The 18,541-nt window shown below is 65.8% G+C and carries 21 protein-coding genes; 13 read left to right on the top strand and 8 right to left on the bottom strand.

The window, feature by feature from the left end:
* Nucleotides 1-107 precede the first annotated feature (107 nt).
* Nucleotides 108-947 carry a glycine--tRNA ligase subunit alpha gene (locus J3A66_RS14920; protein ID WP_166746730.1) on the bottom strand — a complete coding sequence of 280 codons (840 nt, stop codon included), beginning with the start codon at nucleotides 945-947 and terminating at the stop codon, nucleotides 108-110.
* 134 nt (nucleotides 948-1,081) lie between these two features.
* Between J3A66_RS14920 and J3A66_RS14915 the strand changes: the two genes are divergently transcribed.
* The 4 genes from J3A66_RS14915 (at nucleotide 1,082) to J3A66_RS14900 (ending at nucleotide 4,371) form a co-directional block, all read left to right on the top strand.
* Nucleotides 1,082-2,017: a TraB/GumN family protein gene (locus J3A66_RS14915; protein WP_348634062.1), complete on the top strand. Its 936-nt coding sequence runs from the start codon at nucleotides 1,082-1,084 to the stop codon at nucleotides 2,015-2,017.
* A 256-nt stretch (nucleotides 2,018-2,273) separates the two neighbouring features.
* The gene (locus J3A66_RS14910) at nucleotides 2,274-2,972 is read left to right on the top strand and encodes a 50S ribosomal protein L25/general stress protein Ctc (protein WP_107930056.1); all 699 of its coding nucleotides are present in this window, start codon (nucleotides 2,274-2,276) and stop codon (nucleotides 2,970-2,972) included.
* A gap of 227 nt (nucleotides 2,973-3,199) precedes the next feature.
* Nucleotides 3,200-3,769 (top strand): aminoacyl-tRNA hydrolase, encoded by a 570-nt coding sequence (pth, locus tag J3A66_RS14905; protein WP_209569731.1) that lies wholly within the window; start codon nucleotides 3,200-3,202, stop codon nucleotides 3,767-3,769.
* Nucleotides 3,766-4,371 (top strand): TIGR02466 family protein, encoded by a 606-nt coding sequence (locus J3A66_RS14900; protein ID WP_209569729.1) that lies wholly within the window; start codon nucleotides 3,766-3,768, stop codon nucleotides 4,369-4,371. Before pth ends, J3A66_RS14900 begins: the two co-directional genes overlap by 4 nt.
* 181 nt (nucleotides 4,372-4,552) lie before the next feature.
* On the opposite strand, the gene J3A66_RS14895 is transcribed toward J3A66_RS14900, so the two are convergent.
* Nucleotides 4,553-5,617, bottom strand: coding sequence for an NAD(P)-dependent alcohol dehydrogenase (locus J3A66_RS14895; protein ID WP_209569725.1), 1,065 nt, complete (start codon nucleotides 5,615-5,617; stop codon nucleotides 4,553-4,555).
* 339 nt (nucleotides 5,618-5,956) lie between these two features.
* Between J3A66_RS14895 and ychF the strand changes: the two genes are divergently transcribed.
* From ychF to J3A66_RS14880, 3 genes are all read left to right on the top strand, one after another.
* Nucleotides 5,957-7,054 (top strand): redox-regulated ATPase YchF, encoded by a 1,098-nt coding sequence (ychF, locus tag J3A66_RS14890; RefSeq protein WP_031393698.1) that lies wholly within the window; start codon nucleotides 5,957-5,959, stop codon nucleotides 7,052-7,054.
* A 72-nt stretch (nucleotides 7,055-7,126) separates the two neighbouring features.
* A complete protein-coding gene (locus J3A66_RS14885; RefSeq protein WP_209569723.1) occupies nucleotides 7,127-8,437 on the top strand; it encodes an ectonucleotide pyrophosphatase/phosphodiesterase in 1,311 nt (436 codons plus the stop codon).
* A 14-nt stretch (nucleotides 8,438-8,451) separates the two neighbouring features.
* The gene (locus J3A66_RS14880; RefSeq protein WP_209569721.1) at nucleotides 8,452-8,913 is read left to right on the top strand and encodes a MaoC family dehydratase; all 462 of its coding nucleotides are present in this window, start codon (nucleotides 8,452-8,454) and stop codon (nucleotides 8,911-8,913) included.
* Nucleotides 8,914-8,917: 4 nt separating this feature from the next.
* On the opposite strand, the gene J3A66_RS14875 is transcribed toward J3A66_RS14880, so the two are convergent.
* From J3A66_RS14875 to petA, 4 genes are all read right to left on the bottom strand, one after another.
* On the bottom strand, nucleotides 8,918-9,565 hold the full coding sequence (locus J3A66_RS14875; RefSeq protein WP_156360318.1) for a hypothetical protein: 648 nt from the start codon (nucleotides 9,563-9,565) through the stop codon (nucleotides 8,918-8,920).
* A 250-nt stretch (nucleotides 9,566-9,815) separates the two neighbouring features.
* Nucleotides 9,816-10,658: a cytochrome c1 gene (locus J3A66_RS14870; protein WP_209569719.1), complete on the bottom strand. Its 843-nt coding sequence runs from the start codon at nucleotides 10,656-10,658 to the stop codon at nucleotides 9,816-9,818.
* A gap of 21 nt (nucleotides 10,659-10,679) precedes the next feature.
* The gene (locus J3A66_RS14865) at nucleotides 10,680-11,978 is read right to left on the bottom strand and encodes a cytochrome b/b6 (RefSeq protein ID WP_031393565.1); all 1,299 of its coding nucleotides are present in this window, start codon (nucleotides 11,976-11,978) and stop codon (nucleotides 10,680-10,682) included.
* A 10-nt stretch (nucleotides 11,979-11,988) separates the two neighbouring features.
* Entirely contained in the window at nucleotides 11,989-12,555 is a 567-nt protein-coding gene (petA, locus tag J3A66_RS14860) for a ubiquinol-cytochrome c reductase iron-sulfur subunit (RefSeq protein ID WP_051916295.1), read from the bottom strand.
* A gap of 195 nt (nucleotides 12,556-12,750) precedes the next feature.
* Here petA and J3A66_RS14855 point away from each other — a divergent pair, with 195 nt between their 5' ends.
* The 3 genes from J3A66_RS14855 to J3A66_RS14845 all read left to right on the top strand — a co-directional run bounded on the left by J3A66_RS14855 (nucleotide 12,751) and on the right by J3A66_RS14845 (nucleotide 14,715).
* Nucleotides 12,751-13,200, top strand: coding sequence for a tRNA (cytidine(34)-2'-O)-methyltransferase (locus tag J3A66_RS14855; RefSeq protein ID WP_159511283.1), 450 nt, complete (start codon nucleotides 12,751-12,753; stop codon nucleotides 13,198-13,200).
* 68 nt (nucleotides 13,201-13,268) lie between these two features.
* A complete protein-coding gene (hemF, locus tag J3A66_RS14850) occupies nucleotides 13,269-14,111 on the top strand; it encodes an oxygen-dependent coproporphyrinogen oxidase (protein ID WP_159511284.1) in 843 nt (280 codons plus the stop codon).
* Nucleotides 14,112-14,121: 10 nt separating this feature from the next.
* Nucleotides 14,122-14,715, top strand: coding sequence for a GNAT family N-acetyltransferase (locus J3A66_RS14845; RefSeq protein ID WP_209569717.1), 594 nt, complete (start codon nucleotides 14,122-14,124; stop codon nucleotides 14,713-14,715).
* A gap of 33 nt (nucleotides 14,716-14,748) precedes the next feature.
* Here the strand turns inward: J3A66_RS14845 and J3A66_RS14840 are convergent, their stop codons facing one another.
* Nucleotides 14,749-15,489 carry a hypothetical protein gene (locus J3A66_RS14840; protein ID WP_209569715.1) on the bottom strand — a complete coding sequence of 247 codons (741 nt, stop codon included), beginning with the start codon at nucleotides 15,487-15,489 and terminating at the stop codon, nucleotides 14,749-14,751.
* Nucleotides 15,486-16,307, bottom strand: a complete 822-nt coding sequence (locus tag J3A66_RS14835; protein WP_209569713.1) for a hypothetical protein — start codon at nucleotides 16,305-16,307, stop codon at nucleotides 15,486-15,488. Before J3A66_RS14835 ends, J3A66_RS14840 begins: the two co-directional genes overlap by 4 nt.
* Nucleotides 16,308-16,476: 169 nt before the next feature.
* On the opposite strand from J3A66_RS14835, the gene lipB reads away from it, so the two are divergent.
* The 3 genes from lipB to J3A66_RS14820 all read left to right on the top strand — a co-directional run bounded on the left by lipB (nucleotide 16,477) and on the right by J3A66_RS14820 (nucleotide 18,526).
* Nucleotides 16,477-17,199 carry a lipoyl(octanoyl) transferase LipB gene (lipB, locus tag J3A66_RS14830; protein ID WP_268893544.1) on the top strand — a complete coding sequence of 241 codons (723 nt, stop codon included), beginning with the start codon at nucleotides 16,477-16,479 and terminating at the stop codon, nucleotides 17,197-17,199.
* Between the two features lie 91 nt (nucleotides 17,200-17,290).
* Entirely contained in the window at nucleotides 17,291-17,539 is a 249-nt protein-coding gene (locus tag J3A66_RS14825) for a hypothetical protein (protein ID WP_031396007.1), read from the top strand.
* 279 nt (nucleotides 17,540-17,818) lie between these two features.
* Complete coding sequence (locus J3A66_RS14820; RefSeq protein ID WP_031441566.1) at nucleotides 17,819-18,526, top strand: hypothetical protein; 708 nt, start codon at nucleotides 17,819-17,821, stop codon at nucleotides 18,524-18,526.
* Nucleotides 18,527-18,541 lie beyond the last annotated feature (15 nt).

The following is an 18,541-nucleotide window of genomic DNA, read 5'->3' as shown; positions in this document are numbered from 1 at the left end:
AGCAAAAACACTCTGCGCTCTCTGCGCCTCTGCGCGAGATTCTGTTCGCGCAGAGGCGCAGAGGACGCGGAGAGAAGAAGAGATACAGCCTGCGGCACGAGGACGGGTCATGCCGCCCATCCGTGCTTGTCCATCCACGCAGCGCAGGCGCCTTTGGCGAGGTCGCGGACGCGGCCCATATAGGCCTGGCGTTCGGCGACCGAGATCACACCGCGCGCCTGCAGCAGGTTGAAGATGTGGCTGGCCTTGATCGCCTGCTCATAGGCCGGGATCGGCAGCTTGTGGCTCAAGCTGTTCTCGCATTCGGCGACATGCTTGCGGAACTGGTCGAACAGCGAGTCCGTGTCGGCGACCTCGAAGTTCCACTTCGACATCTCCTGCTCATTCTCCAGGAACACCTCGCCATACGTCACCCCGGCGTCGTTGAACGCGAGGTCGTAGACGCTGTCCTTGTCCTGGATATACATCGCGAGCCGTTCGAGCCCGTAGGTCAGCTCGCCCGCGACGGGCTTCATGTCGAAGCCGCCCATCTGCTGGAAATAGGTGAACTGCGTCACCTCCATGCCGTCGCACCAGACCTCCCAGCCGAGCCCCCAGGCACCGAGCGTCGGGCTTTCCCAATCGTCCTCGACGAAGCGGATGTCGTGCTTCAGCATGTCGATGCCGATCGCAGCGAGCGAGCCCAGATAGAGTTCCTGGAGGTTCGCCGGCGATGGCTTCAGGATCACCTGATACTGGTAATAATGCTGGAGCCGGTTCGGATTTTCGCCGTAGCGGCCATCCGTGGGACGGCGACAGGGCTGGACGAACGCGGCGTTCCACGGTTTCGGACCGAGCGCGCGCAGCGTCGTCGCGGTGTGGAACGTGCCCGCACCCATTTCCATGTCATAGGGCTGCAGGATCAGGCACCCGTGATCACTCCAATAGTCATGGAGCGTGAGGATCATGCGCTGGAAGCTAAGAGGCTTTTTCAGGGGCTGGGTCACGCGCGGGCTTTGGCGGATGGGGGTGCGCGAGGCAAGTGGTGCGTTGCGATCGCGCATCCTACATGGGGCCGACCAACGATGAGGATGCCCTGGCCTTGAAGCTGTTTTCCCGACTCGCGTCGCTTCGATCCGCCCCGCTGCGCTCGACGCTGTCCGCCATCGCGATGGCGTTCGCGCTGCCCGCCTGCGCGCAGGTCGCGCCCAAGCCCGTGGAGGCAGCGAACGATGCCGATCCCGCCCTGTGGGTGGTGAAGGACAAGGACACGACGATCTACCTGTTCGGGACGATCCATGTGCTGAAACCCGGCATGACGTGGTTCGACGAGGCGGTGAAGACCGCGTTCGACCGCTCGCAGCAGGTCGTGCTCGAGCTGGTGATGCCCGATCCCGCCAAGATGCAGACCCTGGTCATGGCAACCGGCGTGACGAAGGACGGGCCGACGCTGACCGAGCAGATCCCGGCGGACAAGCGTGCGGCCTATGCCAAGGCGGTGACCGATCTGGGGCTGCCGGCGAACGCGTTCGACCGGTTCCGGCCCTGGCTCGCGGCGACGAACCTGTCGATCGCGCCGCTGTCGAAGCTTGGCTATGACGCCGCGAACGGGCCCGAGCAGGTCATCACTGCCGCGGCCAAGGCGGCGGGCAAGCCGGTGACGGGGCTGGAGACGGCGGAGCAGCAGCTGGGCTATTTCGGCGGGCTGTCGCAACAGGCCCAGCTGCAGTTCCTCGGCAGCACGATCGACGAACTGCCCAAGCTCGAGACGACGATGGCGACGATGGTCGACGAATGGGCGAAGGGCGATCCCGAGGCGCTCGCGCGCGAAATGAACGAAAGCCTGAAGGATTCGCCGGAGGTGGCAAAGGCCCTGCTGGTCGATCGCAACGCCCGATGGGCGGAGTGGGTCGCGAACCGGATGAAGTCGCCGGGGACGGTATTCGTCGCGGTCGGCGCCGGGCATCTTGCGGGGCAGGACAGCGTTCAGGCGCAACTGGCGAAGCTCGGTGTGAAGGCGGAGCGGGTGCAGTATTGAGCGACCGAATCCCTCTCCCCTCGGGGGAGAGGGAGGGAGGAGCCGCAGGCGACGGAAGGGTGAGGGCACGCGTTTCGGGCACACCGTGCCCTCACCCTCCCACGTGCAAGAGCACGCGGGCCCCTCCCTCTCCCCCGGGGGGAGAGGGTGTAGTTGATTAAAACGTGCACTTCCGCTATGCGCCCGCGCTTCCGGTCCATGGTCATCCCTGGAGGCGTGGGCGGGAAGAACAAACAACGAGTTTCGGAGAATATCGATGAGCGACCAGTTGACGCTCGCAGCCGAGACGCGTGACCGGGTTGGCAAGGGAGCCTCCCGGGCGCTGCGTCGTGATGGCCGCGTGCCTGCCGTGATCTACGGCCTGAACAAGGAACCCACCTCGGTTCACCTCGAGGAAAAGGCGCTGATGAAGGCGCTGATGACCGGCCACTTCATGAATTCGGTCGTGATGGTCAACGGCGTGCGCACGCTGCCGAAGGACGTTGCGTTCCACCCGGTCACGGATCGCCCGATCCATGTCGATTTCCTGCGCATCGGCGAGCATTCGACCGTCACCGTCGCGGTGCCGATCGTGTTCACGGACGAAGACGATGCCCCCGGCATCAAGAAGGGCAAGGGCGTCCTCAACATCACGCGTCATGAGATCGAGCTGGTCGTCGACGCATCGGACATCCCGAGCGAGATCACGATTTCGCTCGCCGGCATGGAGATCGGTGATTCGATCCACATCAGCGACGTGACGCTGCCCAAGGGCGCGACGCCCGCGATCGACGACCGCGACTTCGCGATCGCCACGATCGTGCCGCCGACCGTCCCGACCGTCGAGGACGAAGAGCTCGAGGCTGAGGTCGCTGAGGCGCAGGCTGCTGAGGCTGCTTCGGACGAAGAGCCCGTGGTCGAGCCTAACGACGATCACAATGACGACGACAAGATCACGCCGCAGAAGAAGGACTAATCTCCTTCGTCTTCGGACGATCTGGCGGGCGGGAAAGCTAGGGCTTTCCCGCCCGTTTCGTTTTGCAAGCCATTCCGCCCACCCAAAAAAGCCGTCATCCCCGCGCAGGCGGGGACCCAGACCCTCGGACCTTCCTATGGAATCGAGAGGTTTGCCACTATGGGTTCCCGCCTCCGCAGGAATGACGGTTTAGGGCGCGGGGAACGATCGTTTTTGGAGAATCACACGTGCAGATCTGGGCGGGACTCGGCAATCCGGGGGCGCAATATGCGATGCACCGGCACAATGTCGGGTTCATGGTCGCCGACGCGATCGCCGCGGTGCACGGCTTCGGGCCGGTCAAGAAGCAGTTCCAGGGCTGGACGCAGGAAGGCCGAATCGGATCGGAAAAGATCCTGCTGCTGAAGCCCGCGACCTTCATGAACGAGAGCGGCCGCGCGATCGGCGAGGCGCTGCGCTTCTACAAGCTGGACGTCGACGCATTGACGGTGTTCCACGACGAGCTCGACATCGCGCCCTTCCGCGTGAAGGTGAAGACCGGCGGTGGGACCGCGGGGCATAACGGGCTGCGCTCGACCGACCAGCATCTGGGCCCGGATTTCCGCCGCGTGCGGCTCGGGATCGGGCACCCGGGGCACAAGGACCGGGTCACCGGCTATGTGCTCGGCAATTACGCCAAGACCGAGATCGAGCCGCTGTCCGACATGCTCGGCGCGATCGCCGCGGAGGCGGCGTGGCTGGCGGCGGGCGACGACGTCCGCTTCATGAATGATGTCGCTGTGAGGATGCAACCATGACCACCCGCTCGCTGTTCGCCACGCGGTTCTACGAGGCCGATCTCGGCGATGACGATCTGGTCGAGGAGCTCGAAGACGCTGCGCTCGAACTGTCCAAGGCCGACCGCGCAGGCGTCGCCTGGTCGAAGGCGCATGGCTATCGCGGGTACACGTCCTACGCGTCGCTCAACGACCTGCCGTTGCGCGATCCGCGGTTCGGCGATCTGGTGCGGTTGCTCAACAAGCATGTCGCGGCGTTCGCGAAGGACTGCGCGTTCGATCTGGGCGGGCGGAAGCTGAAGCTCGACAGCCTGTGGGTGAACGTCCTGAAGCCAGGCGGCGCGCATTCGGGGCATATCCATCCGCACAGCGTCGTGTCGGGGACGATGTACGTGACGATACCCGAAGGCGCGGGCGCGCTGAAGCTGGAGGATCCGCGGCTGCCGATGATGATGGCCGCGCCGACCCGGCTCGAGGACGCGCCGGAGGATCTGCGGACGTTCGTCTATGCGGTGCCGAAGCCGGGGAGCGTGTTCCTGTGGGAGAGCTGGCTGCGCCACGAGGTCGTGCCGAATGCCGCCAAGGGCGAGCGGATCAGCATCAGTTTCAATTATCGGTGGTAAGGTAGGACACCCCCGACCGCCTAGCCATCCTGACTTTCGTCAGGATGACGGGAAAAGGGTGGCGCAACCCCTCTCGTCATTCCCGCGGAGGCGGGAATCCAGAATGGCTGGCGTTGACGATTACCCGCGAAGGCCAGCCCGTATGGATCCCCGCATGCGCGGGGGTGACGAAAAGTGGTTATCAGGCCGTCTTCATCGACGCCATGTCGATGACGAAGCGGTACTTCACGTCGCTCTTGACCATGCGGTCATAGGCCGGCTCGATCTCGTCCATCTTGATCATCTCGATGTCCGAGACCAGACCATGCTCGTTGCAGAAATCGAGCATTTCCTGCGTCTCCGCGATCCCGCCGATCAGCGAGCCCGCCAGCTGGCGACGGCGGAAGATCAGGTTGCCGACCGACGGCGACGGATGCGGCTCGGCGGGCACGCCGACGAGAGTCATCGTGCCGTCACGCTTAAGCAGCTCGAGGAACGGGTCGAGATTGTGCGGTGCGGCAACGGTGTTCAGGATGAAGTCGAAGCTGTTCGCATGCTCCGCCATCGCATCGGCATCCTTCGACACGATCAGGTCCTTCGCGCCGAGACGCTTGGCATCCTCGCGCTTGTTCGGCGAGGTCGAGAAGACATAGACCTCGGCGCCCATCGCGTTGGCGATCTTGACGCCCATGTGGCCGAGACCACCGAGACCGACGATGCCGACCTTCTGCCCGGGGCCGACCTTCCAGTGCTTCAGCGGCGAATAGGTGGTGATGCCCGCGCACAGCAGCGGCGCGACCGCAGCGAGATCGGCCTCGGGATGCGTGACCTTCAGCACGAAGCCCTCGTCGACGACGATATGGTCCGAATAGCCGCCGAAGGTGTGGCCGCCGAGCACGGGATCGGGGCCGTTATACGTGCCGACGAACCCGGTCGTTTCGCAATATTGCTCCTCGCCATCGGTGCAGGACGGGCACTGGCCGCAGCTGTCGACCATGCAGCCGACGCCAGCGATGTCGCCGACCTTGAACTTGGTGACGTCGTCACCGACCGCAGTGACGCGGCCGACGATCTCATGGCCCGGAACGCACGGATACAGTGTGCCTTCCCACTCGCCCTTGGCGGTGTGGAGGTCCGAATGGCAGACGCCGCAGAACGCGATGTCGATCGCGACGTCGGTCTTGCCCGGCGCGCGGCGTTCGAAGCTGAACGGTGCGAGCGGCGTCTCGGGCGACTGGGCGGCGTAGCCCTTGGCGGTGGTGGTCATGCTATTCCTAAATCTGACTGGCAGAGCGCGATATACGCACGGGACTCGTAATATCTACCGAGCGGTACGATAATTTTGCTGCATTGCGGCAATCGTTTAGGTCGATCAGTAGAATGTTGAAATCAGCGACCACCCCGGCGAAGGCTGGGGCCCAGTTGGAAAGGTCGCAGTAACGGCGTGCCGACCTTCATGAGCAACGTCCCCCAACTGGGCCCCGGCCTTCGCCGGGGTGGGAGAGATAAGGAGAGTCGCGCCCGGTCGTGTGCGTAGGCGTCCTTGCTGGCGTTCCTCCTCGCCCTGCCCTAAAGCGCCCGCACAATCTTATACCAAGGGCATATCATGGGTTTTCGCTGCGGCATCGTGGGGCTGCCGAACGTCGGCAAGTCCACCCTCTTCAACGCGCTGACCGAGACGGCCGCGGCGCAGGCGGCGAATTATCCGTTCTGCACGATCGAGCCGAACGTCGGCAATGTCGGCGTGCCCGACAAGCGGCTCGACGCGCTGGCGAAGATCGCCGGCTCGCAGAAGATCATCGAGACTCAGCTCGGCTTCGTCGACATCGCCGGCCTCGTGCGCGGCGCGTCGAAGGGCGAAGGCCTTGGCAACCAGTTCCTCGGCAACATCCGCGAGGTCGACGCGATCGTCCATGTGCTGCGCTGTTTCGAGAATGGCGACGTGACGCATGTCGACAACAAGGTCGATCCGATCGCCGATGCCGAGACCGTCGAGACCGAGCTGATGCTGAGCGATCTCGAAAGCCTGGAGAAGCGCGTCCCCAATCTCGCCAAGAAGGGCATGCAGGGCGACAAGGAGGCCAAGATCGGCGCCGCCGTGCTCGGCCAGGCGCTCGAGCTGCTCCGCGAGGGCAAGCCCGCACGGCTGACGGTGCCCAAGGACGAGGACGAGGCGCGCGTGTTCGCACAGGCGCAGCTGCTGACCGCCAAGCCCGTGCTGTACGTGTGCAACGTCGACGAGGGCGATGCCGCGAACGGCAATGCGCTGTCGGCGCGGGTGTTCGAGAAGGCCGCGGCCGAGGGCGCCGAGGCGGTCGTCGTGTCGGCGGCGATCGAGGCGGAGATCGCGACGATGCCCGCCGAGGATCGCGGCGAATTCCTGGGCGAGCTGGGGCTGGAAGAGACCGGCCTCGCTCGCGTCATCACCGCAGGCTACAAGCTGCTCCACCTGCTGACCTTCTTCACGGTCGGCCCGAAGGAGGCACGCGCCTGGACCGTCCATGCGGGCGCGACCGCGCCGCAGGCGGCAGGCGAGATCCACGGCGATTTCGAAAAGGGCTTCATCCGCGCCGAGACGATCGCGTTCGACGACTTCATCGCGCTCGGCGGGGAATCGAAGGCGCGCGAGGCGGGCAAGCTGCGCGCCGAGGGCAAGGCCTATGTCGTCCATGACGGCGACGTGATGCACTTCCTGCACAGCTGATCCCAACAATGTTGCGCCCCCTGCGTGTGTAGTCACGCGCCGGGGGCGGGCGTAGCGAGCAGAACAGACGGCATGAGACACGCGACGTTTTCAGCTCTGGCACTCGCGCTCGGGGGTTGTGCCTATCCGGCCACGCCCCCTGCCCTGGCGCCGGTAACCCAGGCTGCCCCCGCGACCGCCACCGCCGCTCCTCAGGGCCCGCAGCCGCTGGCGGTCCGGGCACCGGTGACGATCCTCGTGTCGATCGATGGCTTCCGCCCCGATTATCTCGACCGGGGCGTCACGCCGAACCTGAACCGGTTGCGCGCCGGCGGCGTCTTTGCGGCGATGCGCCCCTCCTTCCCGAGCGTCACCTTCCCCAATCACTGGACCCTGGTGACCGGGCTCAGACCCGATCGCAGCGGCATCGTCGGCAACACGATGGAGGATCCCGCGCGGCCCGGTGAGAAATTCACCATGGCGAGCGACGATCCCTTCTGGTGGAGCCAAAGCTCGCCGATCTGGGTCGACGCCGAAAAGGCGGGGATCCGGACCGCGACGATGTTCTGGCCGGGTGCCAATGTCGCGGTCGGCGGCACGCTGAAACCCAACAGCCACGGCGCGATCGACGGCGGCACCCGGCCGCAGGACTGGCAGCAGTTCAACCAGCAGATCAGCGCCAAGCAGCGCGTCAACGCGGTGCTCGACTGGATGCGGCGACCGGCCACGATCCGGCCAAAGCTGGTGACGCTGTATTTCGATACCGTCGACGTGGCCGCGCACGACAATGGCCCCGACTCCCCCCTGACAACGCAGGCAGCCGCCGAGGTGGATGGCAGCATCGGCAGCCTCGTCGACGGGCTCGCGACGCTCGGCCAGCCGGCCAATCTGGTCATCGTGTCGGACCACGGCATGGCGGCGACCAGCAGCACACGCGTCGTCGCGATGGACCGGATTGCGGCACCGGCCGACTATCGCCTCGTCGAAACGGGCGCCTATGCGACGCTGTTCGCGGTGCCCGGGCATGAGGACGCGCTCGAGGCCAGACTGCTTCGGAAGCACGACCACCTGCAATGCTGGCGCAAGGCGGAGATCCCGGCACGCTTCCATTATGGCCGCAATCCGCGCGTCCCGAGCTATCTGTGCCTCGCCGATGTCGGATGGCGCATCGATCGGACGACGCCCACCAAGGTCTCGGCCGGCGGCTCGCACGGCTATGACAATGCCGCCCCCGAAATGCGCGCGCTGTTCATCGCCAACGGTCCTGCGTTCATCGGTGGCAAGACCATCGCGAGCTTCGACAATGTCGCGGTCGAGCCGCTGCTCCGCGACCTGATCGGGCTGCCCGCGGAACCGGGGCTGGACGGCAACGACGCGCCCTTCCAAAAGGTGCTGCGACGATAGGAGGAGCAGCGGGCGTGCAGTATTTCGAAGATATCGCAGTCGGGGCAACCGCGGCGTTCGGCCACTATCCAGTGACGCGCGACGAGGTGATCGCCTTTGCCGAGAAATACGACCCGCAGCCCTTTCATCTGTCCGACGAGGCCGCGGCAAAGACCCATTTCGGTCGGCTGTCGGCAAGCGGATGGCATAGCTGCGCGATGACGATGGCGATGCTGGTCGAGCATATCGGCGAGCATCGCCAGGCGAGTCTCGGATCGCCCGGGATCGATGAACTCAAATGGCTGAAGCCCGTCTCTCCGGGGGACACGCTGCGCTGCGTGACCGAGGTGCTCGACAAACGGGTTTCCGCCAGCCGCCCCGAAATGGGGATCGTGAAAAGCCGGATGCAGGTGTTCAATCAGGACGATGTCATGGTGATGACGTTCGTGTCGAACGCGCTGATGCAGACGCGCCCGACCGGCGCGCCTGCATCCTGATCCGTCACTTCGGGACGGGGACGTTCATATAGGCGCCGCCCCGGCCGCCGCCGCCGCCGCCACGACCGCGGAACCCGCCGCCATTGCCGCGCTCCTGACGATATTCACGCCGGTCCTGACGTGCCTCGCCACGATAGCTCTGCCGCGCCTCGCGCCGTTCGCCGCGATATTGCTCGCGCGTGATCTGGCCGTCGCGCAGCTGGTTGCGGTCCTCGCGCCGACCCTGACGGAAGTCGCGGTTCGCGCCACGCCGGTCCTGGCGATAGTCGCGCGCGGCGGGGCTGTTGCCGCGGGCGAAATTGCCCCAGTTGCCGGCACCGCGATAATTGCCGCGACGCCCCTGCCAGTAGCGCTGCTGCGCGCCGTTCCAGCGGTGCGGACGACGGTTGCGATCATAGACGTATCCGCCGGTACCCGGATAATAATAGTCGCCATACCAGCCATAATAGGAGCCGAGGCCGACGCCAGCATAACCGGCCCCGTATCCGCCGCCATAGCCGTCATAATAGCCGTTGCCGTAGCCGCCGCCATAATAGGGATCGCTCGCATAGCCGATCCCGCCGCCGCCATAGCCATACCCATCGGTGCAACCGGCCACGCCGAGGCCGACACCAATGGCGAGACTGACCAGTCCTAGTCGCTTGAAAAACATCGAAAATCTCCCGTACCTGGAGAGCGGACCCAACGCGCCGCCATTGGTCGCACAACAATACCGACCTACCGCAGGTTCCATGAACGACGGCTGACGCGCGCCGGGACCGTAGGTGGGCCATGGGCGCGCGGCGCCGGGACACAGGCACGGACACGGGCAGCCAGCGGGTCGCCAAACGCGAAACGGCGGACCGGGTTGCCCCGATCCGCCGTCGTTCACACCCTGATGCCGCGGTAGCCGCGGCGCGGGATCAATGCTTCACGTCGCGCCAGACGTTCTGATAGGCGCCCCAGGCAAGGCCGCAGAAGACGAGGATGAAGAGGATCGACGCGACGCCGACGGCGTGGCGCGACTCCAGGTTCGGCTCTGCCGTCCAGGTCAGGAAGGCCGAGACGTCTGCCGACATCTGTTCCTTCGTCGCCTTGGTCCCGTCCGCATAGGCCACCTGATCGTCCGCGGTGATCGGCGGTGGCATCGCGATATTGAGGTTCGCGAAATACGGGTTGTAGTAGAGACCGTCGGGCGTCTTGATGTCCGGGAACTGCTTGATCAGCGCGGCAGGCTGATCGGTGTAGCCCGTCAGCAGCGAATGGACATAGGCGGTGCCCTCCTCGCGCGCCTTGGTGATCAGCGAGAGATCGGGCGGCAGTGCGTTGTTGTTGGCGGCGCGGGCGGCGACCTCGTTGGCGAACGGCGACGGGAAGCGATCCGAAGGGATGTTCTTGCGGGTCGCGGCCTCGCCGGTTTCGGGGTTGATCGTCGGCTGTTCGATCACCCACTGGTTGGCGATCGCCTTAACCTCGGGCTCAGAATAGCCGATCTTCTGGAGATCGCGGAACGACACCAGCCGCAGCGAGTGGCAGGCCGAGCATACTTCCTTGTAGACCTGGAACCCGCGCTGGAGCTGACGGCGGTCGAACTTGCCGAAGACGCCGTTCGAGGCGAGCTCGAGCTCCTTGGGATGCTTGTGCGCGACGCTCTCGGCGGACGGCGCGACGGGGTCGGTGATGACGCCCGACACGCTGCCGAAGAGCGCGATGCCGAGCACCAGCACAAAGGCGGCGCCGACCAGGGATGCGATGAGACGAACCATATATGTATCCTCTAGTCCGTATCAGTGCGCGGGCTTGGGGGAGAGCGCGGTGTGCGCCGGGCTCGTCCCGCCACGCTTGGCCAGCACCGCCTCGGTGATCGAATTGGGCAGCGGCCGGGGCCGTTCGGACCGCGAGATCAGCGGCAGGATGATCAGGAAATGCGCGAAATAATAGGCAGCGCAGATCTGGCTGAGGATCACATAGGTCGCCGTCGCCGGTGCACCGCCGCAATAGCCCAGGATCAGGATGTCGGCGACCAGCACCCAGAACGCGATCCGCGCCTTGGGACGGTAGTTCATCGAGCGCACCGGCGAATTATCGAGCCACGGCAGGAAAAACAGCAGCAGGATCGAGCCGAACATCGCCAGCACGCCCCAGAGCTTGGCGGGCAGGATGAAGTCCGCGGTGAAGGCGCGCAGGATCGCGTAGAACGGCCAGAAATACCATTCGGGGACGATGTGCGCGGGCGTCGAGAGCGGGTTCGCCGGGATGTAATTGTCCGGATGGCCGAGATAGTTCGGGAAGAAGAACAGCAGGCCGGCGAACACCAGCAGGAAGATGCCGAGCCCGAAGCCGTCCTTCGCGGTGTAATAGGGGTGGAACGGCACGGTATCCTGCTTGCCCTTCACGTCGACGCCGGTCGGGTTGTTCGACCCCGGGATGTGCAGCGCCCAGATGTGCAGGATGATGACGCCCGCAATCACGAACGGCAGCAGATAATGCAGCGAGAAGAAGCGGTTGAGCGCGGCGTTGTCCGGCGCGAATCCGCCGAGCAGCCAGATGCGGATGGTGTCGCCGACCAGCGGGATCGCCGAGAAGAAGCCGGTGATGACCTGCGCGCCCCAGAAGCTCATCTGCCCCCAGGGGAGGACATAGCCCATGAACGCGGTCGCCATCATCAGCAGGAAGATCGTCACGCCGAGCAGCCAGACCATCTCGCGCGGCGCCTTGTACGAGCCGTAATAGAGCCCGCGGAAGATGTGCGTGTAGACGACGATGAAGAACATCGACGCGCCGTTGGCGTGCGCATAGCGCAGGAACCAGCCCGCATTGACGTCGCGCATGATGTGTTCGACCGAGTCGAACGCGACCGCGCCGTTCGCGGCGTAATGCATCGCCAGCGTGATGCCGGTGATGATCTGGATCGCCAGCGCGGCACCGGCAAGGACGCCGAAATTCCAGAAATAATTGAGGTTGCGCGGGACCGGGTAACCGGCGCCGACCGCGTTGTAGACGAGCCGGGGAACGGGAAGCCGTTCATCCAGCCACCGCGTCAGCGGCAGCTTCGGTTCGTATTGCTTGGCCCAGGGAAAGCTCATGGTTGTTTCCTCAGCCTACCGTGACGACGGTGTCGGAGTTGAAGGCATAGTCCGGAACCTGGAGATTGGTCGGTGCGGGGCCCTTGCGGATGCGCGCGGCGGTATCGTAGGCCGAGCCGTGGCACGGGCAGAAATAGCCGCCAAACGGGCCCTTGTTCTCCCCCTCGCCAGCGCCGAGCGGGACGCAACCGAGATGCGTGCAGACGCCCAGCGTGATCAGCCAGTTCTTCTTGCCCGCCTTGGTCCGCTCCTCGAGCGTCTGGGGGTCGCGCAGCGTCGATACGTCGACCGCGTCGGCCTCGCTGATTTCCTTCGGCGTCAGGTTGCGCACGAACAGCGGCTGCTTGCGGAAGCTCGTCTTGATCGCCTGGCCCGGCAGGATCTTCGACAGGTCGATCTCGGTGGTCGACTGCGCCAGCACGTCGGCCGACGGGTTCATCTGGTTGATCAGCGGCAGGACGATCGCGACGGCGCCGACCCCGGCGAAGGATACGGCGGCGATATTGATGAAATCGCGGCGGCGCGGGTCGTGCGCCTCTTCGTGAAACGGTTCAGGCGACTCGCCGGGTGGAACCATGTCGTCGACTATCGCCATTCATCTCGCCCTTGCAGTTTATCTTTATTCTCGTGGCCCGATGCGCATGCCGGTTCGCCGCACCGCACGCCCATCCTGCCCGACCGTCCCCACGGAGGCCCATAGGTGATAGACGGCGCAAGCCCGCTTTGCCAACAGCATTTTGACTGCAGCGCGTTCCGGATTAGAGGCAGCGGTATGCGTATCGCCCTCTACCAACCTGATATCGCCGGCAATGTCGGCGCCATTTTGCGGACCGCCGCCTGTCTCGGACTCGCGGTCGATCTGATCGAGCCGATGGGGTTCACCTGGAACGAAAAGGCGGTCGCGCGCTCCGGGATGGACTATGTCGGCGCGGTCGAGATCGTCCGGCATGTCGACTGGGCGGCGTTTCGCGACCAGGTCCGCGGGCGCATCGTCCTGCTGACGACGAAGGGCGCGGTCCGGCTCGACGCGGCGACGTTCCAGACCGACGACGTGCTGCTTATGGGCAGCGAGGGCGCGGGCGTGCCCGACGACGTCCATGCCCGCGCCGACCTGCGCGTGCTGATCCCGATGCGGCCCGGCCTGCGGTCGATGAACATCTCGGTCGCGACCGCGATCGTCGCGGCAGAGGCGTTGCGGCAGACGGACGGCTGGCCCGCCTGACCTACCAAGGGAAGTCTCGGGCGAACGCGCCCCTTCCCCGCCCCGACCAGGATTTGTAGGACGGTGCCATGACCGAGCTCGACCCCCAGCAAGCCGCCGCCCGCATTTGGTTCGAATCGCTGCGCGACCGGATCTGCGCGGAGTTCGAGACGATCGAGCGCGAAGCCGGGTCGGATGCCGTGTTCGACTATACCCCCTGGGACCGGATCGATCCGTCGGGTGAACCCGGCGGTGGCGGCGTGCGCGGCGTCATGAAGGGCAAGGTGTTCGAAAAGGTCGGCGTCAACGTCTCGACCGTGGGCGGCATTTTCGAGGGCGAGTTCGCCAAGTCGATCCACGGCGCGGGCGAGGATCCACGGTTCTTCGCGACCGGGATCAGCCTGGTCGCGCACATGGCCAACCCGCACGTCCCCGCGGTGCACATGAACTGCCGCTTCCTCAACACGACCAAGCGCTGGTTCGGCGGCGGCGGCGATCTCAACCCGCCGCTGCCGATCGCCGAGGACACCGCCGATTTCCATGCAACGATGAAGGCCGCCTGCGACGCGCACGACCCGGCCTATTACCCGCGCTTCCGCGACTGGGCGGAGGCCTATTTCCAGATTCCCCACCGCAAGGTGAACCGCGGCGTCGGCGGGATCTTCTTCGATCATCTCGACGGCGATTTCGACGCCAATTTCGCGTTCACGCGCGACGTCGGCGAAGCGTTTCTCGACGCCTATCCGCGGATCGTCCGGCGGCGGATGGACACGCCGTTCACACCGCAGGACGAGGCCGCGATGCTCGAATGGCGCGGTCGTTATGCCGAGTTCAACCTCGTCTATGACCGCGGCACGCTGTTCGGGCTGAAGACCGGGGGCAATATCGAGGCGATCCTGATGAGCCTGCCGCCCCGCGCGACCTGGTCGTGAGCGGGGCCCGGTGGCGCTGATCCCCGTCGCGGACGACGTGCTCGCCACGATCGTGACCACGCTCGAAATGCCGCGCAAGCCGCCGCTCAGGCCGATGCCGACGTCGCGGCTGCGGTTGCTGCGCTGGGAGCAGCCGACGCTGGAGGGGTATCGTGCGCTGTTCGCCCGGGTCGGATCGCGCTGGCTGTGGTTCTCGCGCCTGGCGATGGACGATGCCGCGCTTGCCGCGATCCTGGCCGATCCCGGCATTGCCGTCCATGCGGTGGTCGACCCGGCGGGGATCGAGGTGGGGATGCTCGAACTCGACCTGCGCCGGGCGGGGGCTTGCGAGATCTCCTATTTCGGGTTGATCCCCGAACTCGCCGGCCAGGGACATGGTCGGTGGTTGATGGCGGAGACGCTTGCGCGGGCCTGGACCAGGGGTGTCGAGCGGGTCTGGCTGCACACCTGTACGCTCGACCATCCAAACGCGCTCGGCTTCTACCGCGCGCAGGGCTTCGTCGCGACGCGGCGGACGATCGAGACCTTTCCCGATCCGCGCGCCACCGGGATGCTGCCCGCCGATGTCGCGCCGCAGATCCCGTTTCTGGGCGGACGCCGCTAGACCAGCGGGCGGATCACGACGGTCCGCGACCGCCTAGCGCGCCAGCCGCCGATAGACCGACACCGCGATCAGCGCCATCGCGACCCCCGAGGCGGTGGCAGCCGCCGCCGCGCCGGCATCGACGAGCGCGATCGCCACCGGATTGCCCTGTCCACCATCGCGCATCGCGCCATCGAGCGCCATGAACGGCATGCCGAGCAGCCAGCCGCTCATATAGCCGAACGCGGCGAGCGACATGAGCGGCAGACCGGCGCCGCGCGTCAGCGACAGGCTGCGCCGGATCGCGGCGAACGCGCCGATCGGTCCTTCGGCGACGATCACCGGCCCGGTCATCATCGTCCGGCCGAGAATGTAGAGACCGGGAATCGCATAGAGCAGCAGCCCCGCCCCCGCTGGCAGCGACACCAGGATCATCGCGAGCAGATAACGCGGCAGAAGCGTCGCAGAACGCCTGAGCGCGGTGCCGATATCGACCCGATCACGGTCGAGATACAGCGTATAGACCGCCGCCATGCCGAAGAAGCTGAGCGCATAGGCCAGGCAGTACCAGCCGCCATTCGCCCCCGCCCAGTCGGTGACCGCCTGCGCCCAGACCAGCGCCTGCGCCTCGTCGCCGCGCGTCGCCGCATCGGGCATCGGCGGGTCGGGTACGACGAGCGCGAGCGCGAAGGCGGGCAGGAACAGGAAGGGCCCGGCGATCCGGAGAAGTAGATCGCGGTCGCGCTTAAACAGGGCCCAGGCGTCTTTCAACACGCCCGTAAAGTCGATTTTCATTCGGTGATCGGTTTCTCTCGGGTGGCAACATAGAGCTGTGCCGTGAAGACATAGGCGAGCGCCATCAGCGCCGCACTGGCAAGCGCGCCGGCGATCCCGGCAAGGAACATCGCGGTCGGGATCTGGTCCCCGCCGAGGATCAGGCGAAAGACGAGCCCGACAACGGCCTGGGCGGCGAAGGTGGCGATCGCGAACACGATCCCGAATAGCAGAAGCACGCCGATCAGCTTCCAGGTCAGCCCGCGGGTCAGCGCGATCGACCGGCGGATCGCGCCGAGCCCGAGCCGTTCGTTGAGCACGACCGCGGTCAGCAGCATCAGCCGCGCACTGGCCCAGATGGCGAGCACGCCCAGCGCAAGGCTATACAGCACGACGAACATCGCCGTCGCACGCGGCAGCTGCGGCATTCGCGCGGGCGCGCTGGCGGCAGCGGACGCGGCGGCAAAGTCGAAATGCGACGCGATCAGCGCGATGAAGACCGGCGCCATCAGAACCAGCGCGATCAGCCCGACGACGAGCGACACGCCGAGCGCGGGCAGCAGTCGCGCCCGCGCCTGACGATAGGCGTCGGTGCGGTCGGTCGAGGGTTGCGTCGCCAGTGCCAGGATCGCGAGCGACCCCAGGATCGCGAGCAACGCGGACGCCACGGCGACGATGCCGGCGACGAGCTGCACCGCCGGCTGCGGCGGAACGAGCAGGACGAGCGCATTGTTGACGACCGGCGGGAGGACGAGGGTCGGCAACGCCACCGCCGCGATCTGGCCGCTACGCCCCGACAGCACCTCGGTGGTACGATCCCAGACCGTGCCGATTTTCACGCCTCTTCCCATCCGCCTGTTCCCCGTTCGCCGCCTGGCACGCATGCCCGATACCGCCGCGACGTAGCCCAAGCCCCAGGCCTTGACCACTCCCGCGACGGTTGGGCCAGCCGGCATCGCAGGCCCCCGCCCGCTTGCATCACCGGCGGCGAGTGCGCAGATGGGTCGCGTGACCGCTTCCCCCTTCCCGACCTCCGGCCGCCACGCGCCCGCCGATCCGCCGTCGCGCCTCGACGGGCTCGAATGGCGGACCGATACCGGCCTGACCCCCTATGCCGCCGCGCTCGCCGAAATGGAGGCGCGCGCCGCCGCGGTGACCGCAGGCGATGCGCGCGAGCTGATCTGGCTGCTCGAGCACCCGCCGGTCTATACCGCGGGGACGAGCGCGGATCCGGTCGACCTGGTCGATCCGCGTTTCCCCGTGTTCGATACCGGGCGAGGCGGCAAATACACCTATCACGGACCGGGGCAGCGGATCGGCTATCTGGTGCTCGACCTTGGGCGACGCGGGCGCGACGTCCGGCGGTTCGTCCACGCGGTCGAGGACTGGGTGATCGCGGCGCTCGGCGAAGTCGGCGTCGCTGCGTTTTCGGTCGAGGGCCGTGTCGGCATCTGGACGCGCGATCCCAATCTCGGCGGCCGCGAGGCGAAGATCGGTGCGATCGGCGTGCGCGTGAAGCGCTGGGTGACGCTGCACGGCTTTGCGGTCAATATCGATCCGGACCTGACGCATTTCGGCGGAATCGTGCCGTGCGGCCTTGCGGAATACCCCGTTACCAGCCTGAAATCGCTTGGCACGAAGGTCGACATGGCAACTTTTGACGCTGCCCTGACGTTGACGAGCGGCGTGTTCCTTGAAACACTTTCTTTGGCTCAAGAAAACGAGGCTTGAGGGCCAGGCCTTTACAGATTAATGTCCACTACGATTTGGGTATATACCTGGCCTCCAGGCCTACCAAATCCTCTATCTAGGGAGCTTCCAAATGCGTTCACTCATCTCCAAGGTTCTGACCGGTTCGCTGATCGCCAGCGCAGCGCTTGCCGTTTCGGCATGCGGTCCGAAGACCGAGACCACGACCGACAACACGATGGTCACCGACATGAATGCCACCGAAGGCATGGACACGATGACCGACAACATGACCGCCGTTGACGGCGCGATGAACGACGGCATGATGGCGAACGACACGATGATGTCGAACGACACCATGATGACCAACAACATGATGTAATTTTCCGGTTTCGGAAGATTATGTGATGCGGGGGGCCGTCCGGGAAACCGGGCGGCCCCTTGTCGTTGGGGCCAAGTCGACCGCGCGGCGGCGGGATGCGCGATGCCACCTCGAACCCGGTCGACCACCCGCGATGCGCGATCTCGTTTCGGCTGCGACGGAAATCTGCAGCCCGCACCATGCCCGGAGCCACGATCGCCTGCAGGGCCCCTCAAAACAGTTGGGAGTTGGCAAGAAACGCTTTAGAAATCTCGGGATGGAATGCCCGGGGAGTTGGGAATGAAGATGGTGCGTACTGCGCTGGCGCTCTGCGCGGCGAGCGGCTCGATGGCGTTGGCTCAGCCCGCCTCAGCCCAGTTTTTTCTGCAATCACGCGATTTCTCCGCGCCGGCGGTGACCGGGGACGAGGCCGATCTCGGCCAGGCGATGCCCGACGCCACCAGCGCGGAGAAGCGCGCGGCGATGGTCTGGCACATGCGCGCGGCGCTGAACGTCGCGGCGCTCCAGTGCCAGTTCGAACCGACGCTGCTGACGGTGTCGAACTACAACGCGATCCTCGCCGATCACGGCACCGAACTGCAGGGCGCCTTCGACACGCTCGGCAAATACTTCCTCCGCGTCAACAAGGCCAAGGGCGTCAAGGCCGGCCAGGCTGCGCTCGACCAGTTCGGCACGCGGACCTATTCGAACTTCGCGACGGTCGCGGCGCAATATGGCTTCTGCCAGACGACCGCATCGATCGGCCGCGACGCGCTGTTCACGCCGCGCGGCCAGTTCGGCGATCTGACGCTGCAGCGCACGCGCGAGTTGCGCAACAGCCTGATCCCCTGGGGCGAACAGCGTTTCCCGCGCTATATCGGCCGCGACCGGGTGAAGATGCCGCGGCTCGACCCGATCTGCTGGAACAAGAAGGCGGAATGGGTTGCCAAGAAGTGCGGCGCGCTCGACTGGCCCCCCGCGGCGGGCGTGGGCATCGCCAACCGCTGAACGATTACCCCCCGG

Source organism: Sphingomonas sp. PvP018 (genome assembly GCF_017876865.1).
Lineage (GTDB): Bacteria > Pseudomonadota > Alphaproteobacteria > Sphingomonadales > Sphingomonadaceae > Sphingomonas > Sphingomonas aerolata.
Note: the sequence above shows the minus strand (reverse complement) of the source record. Positions and strands in the feature narration are given on the sequence as shown.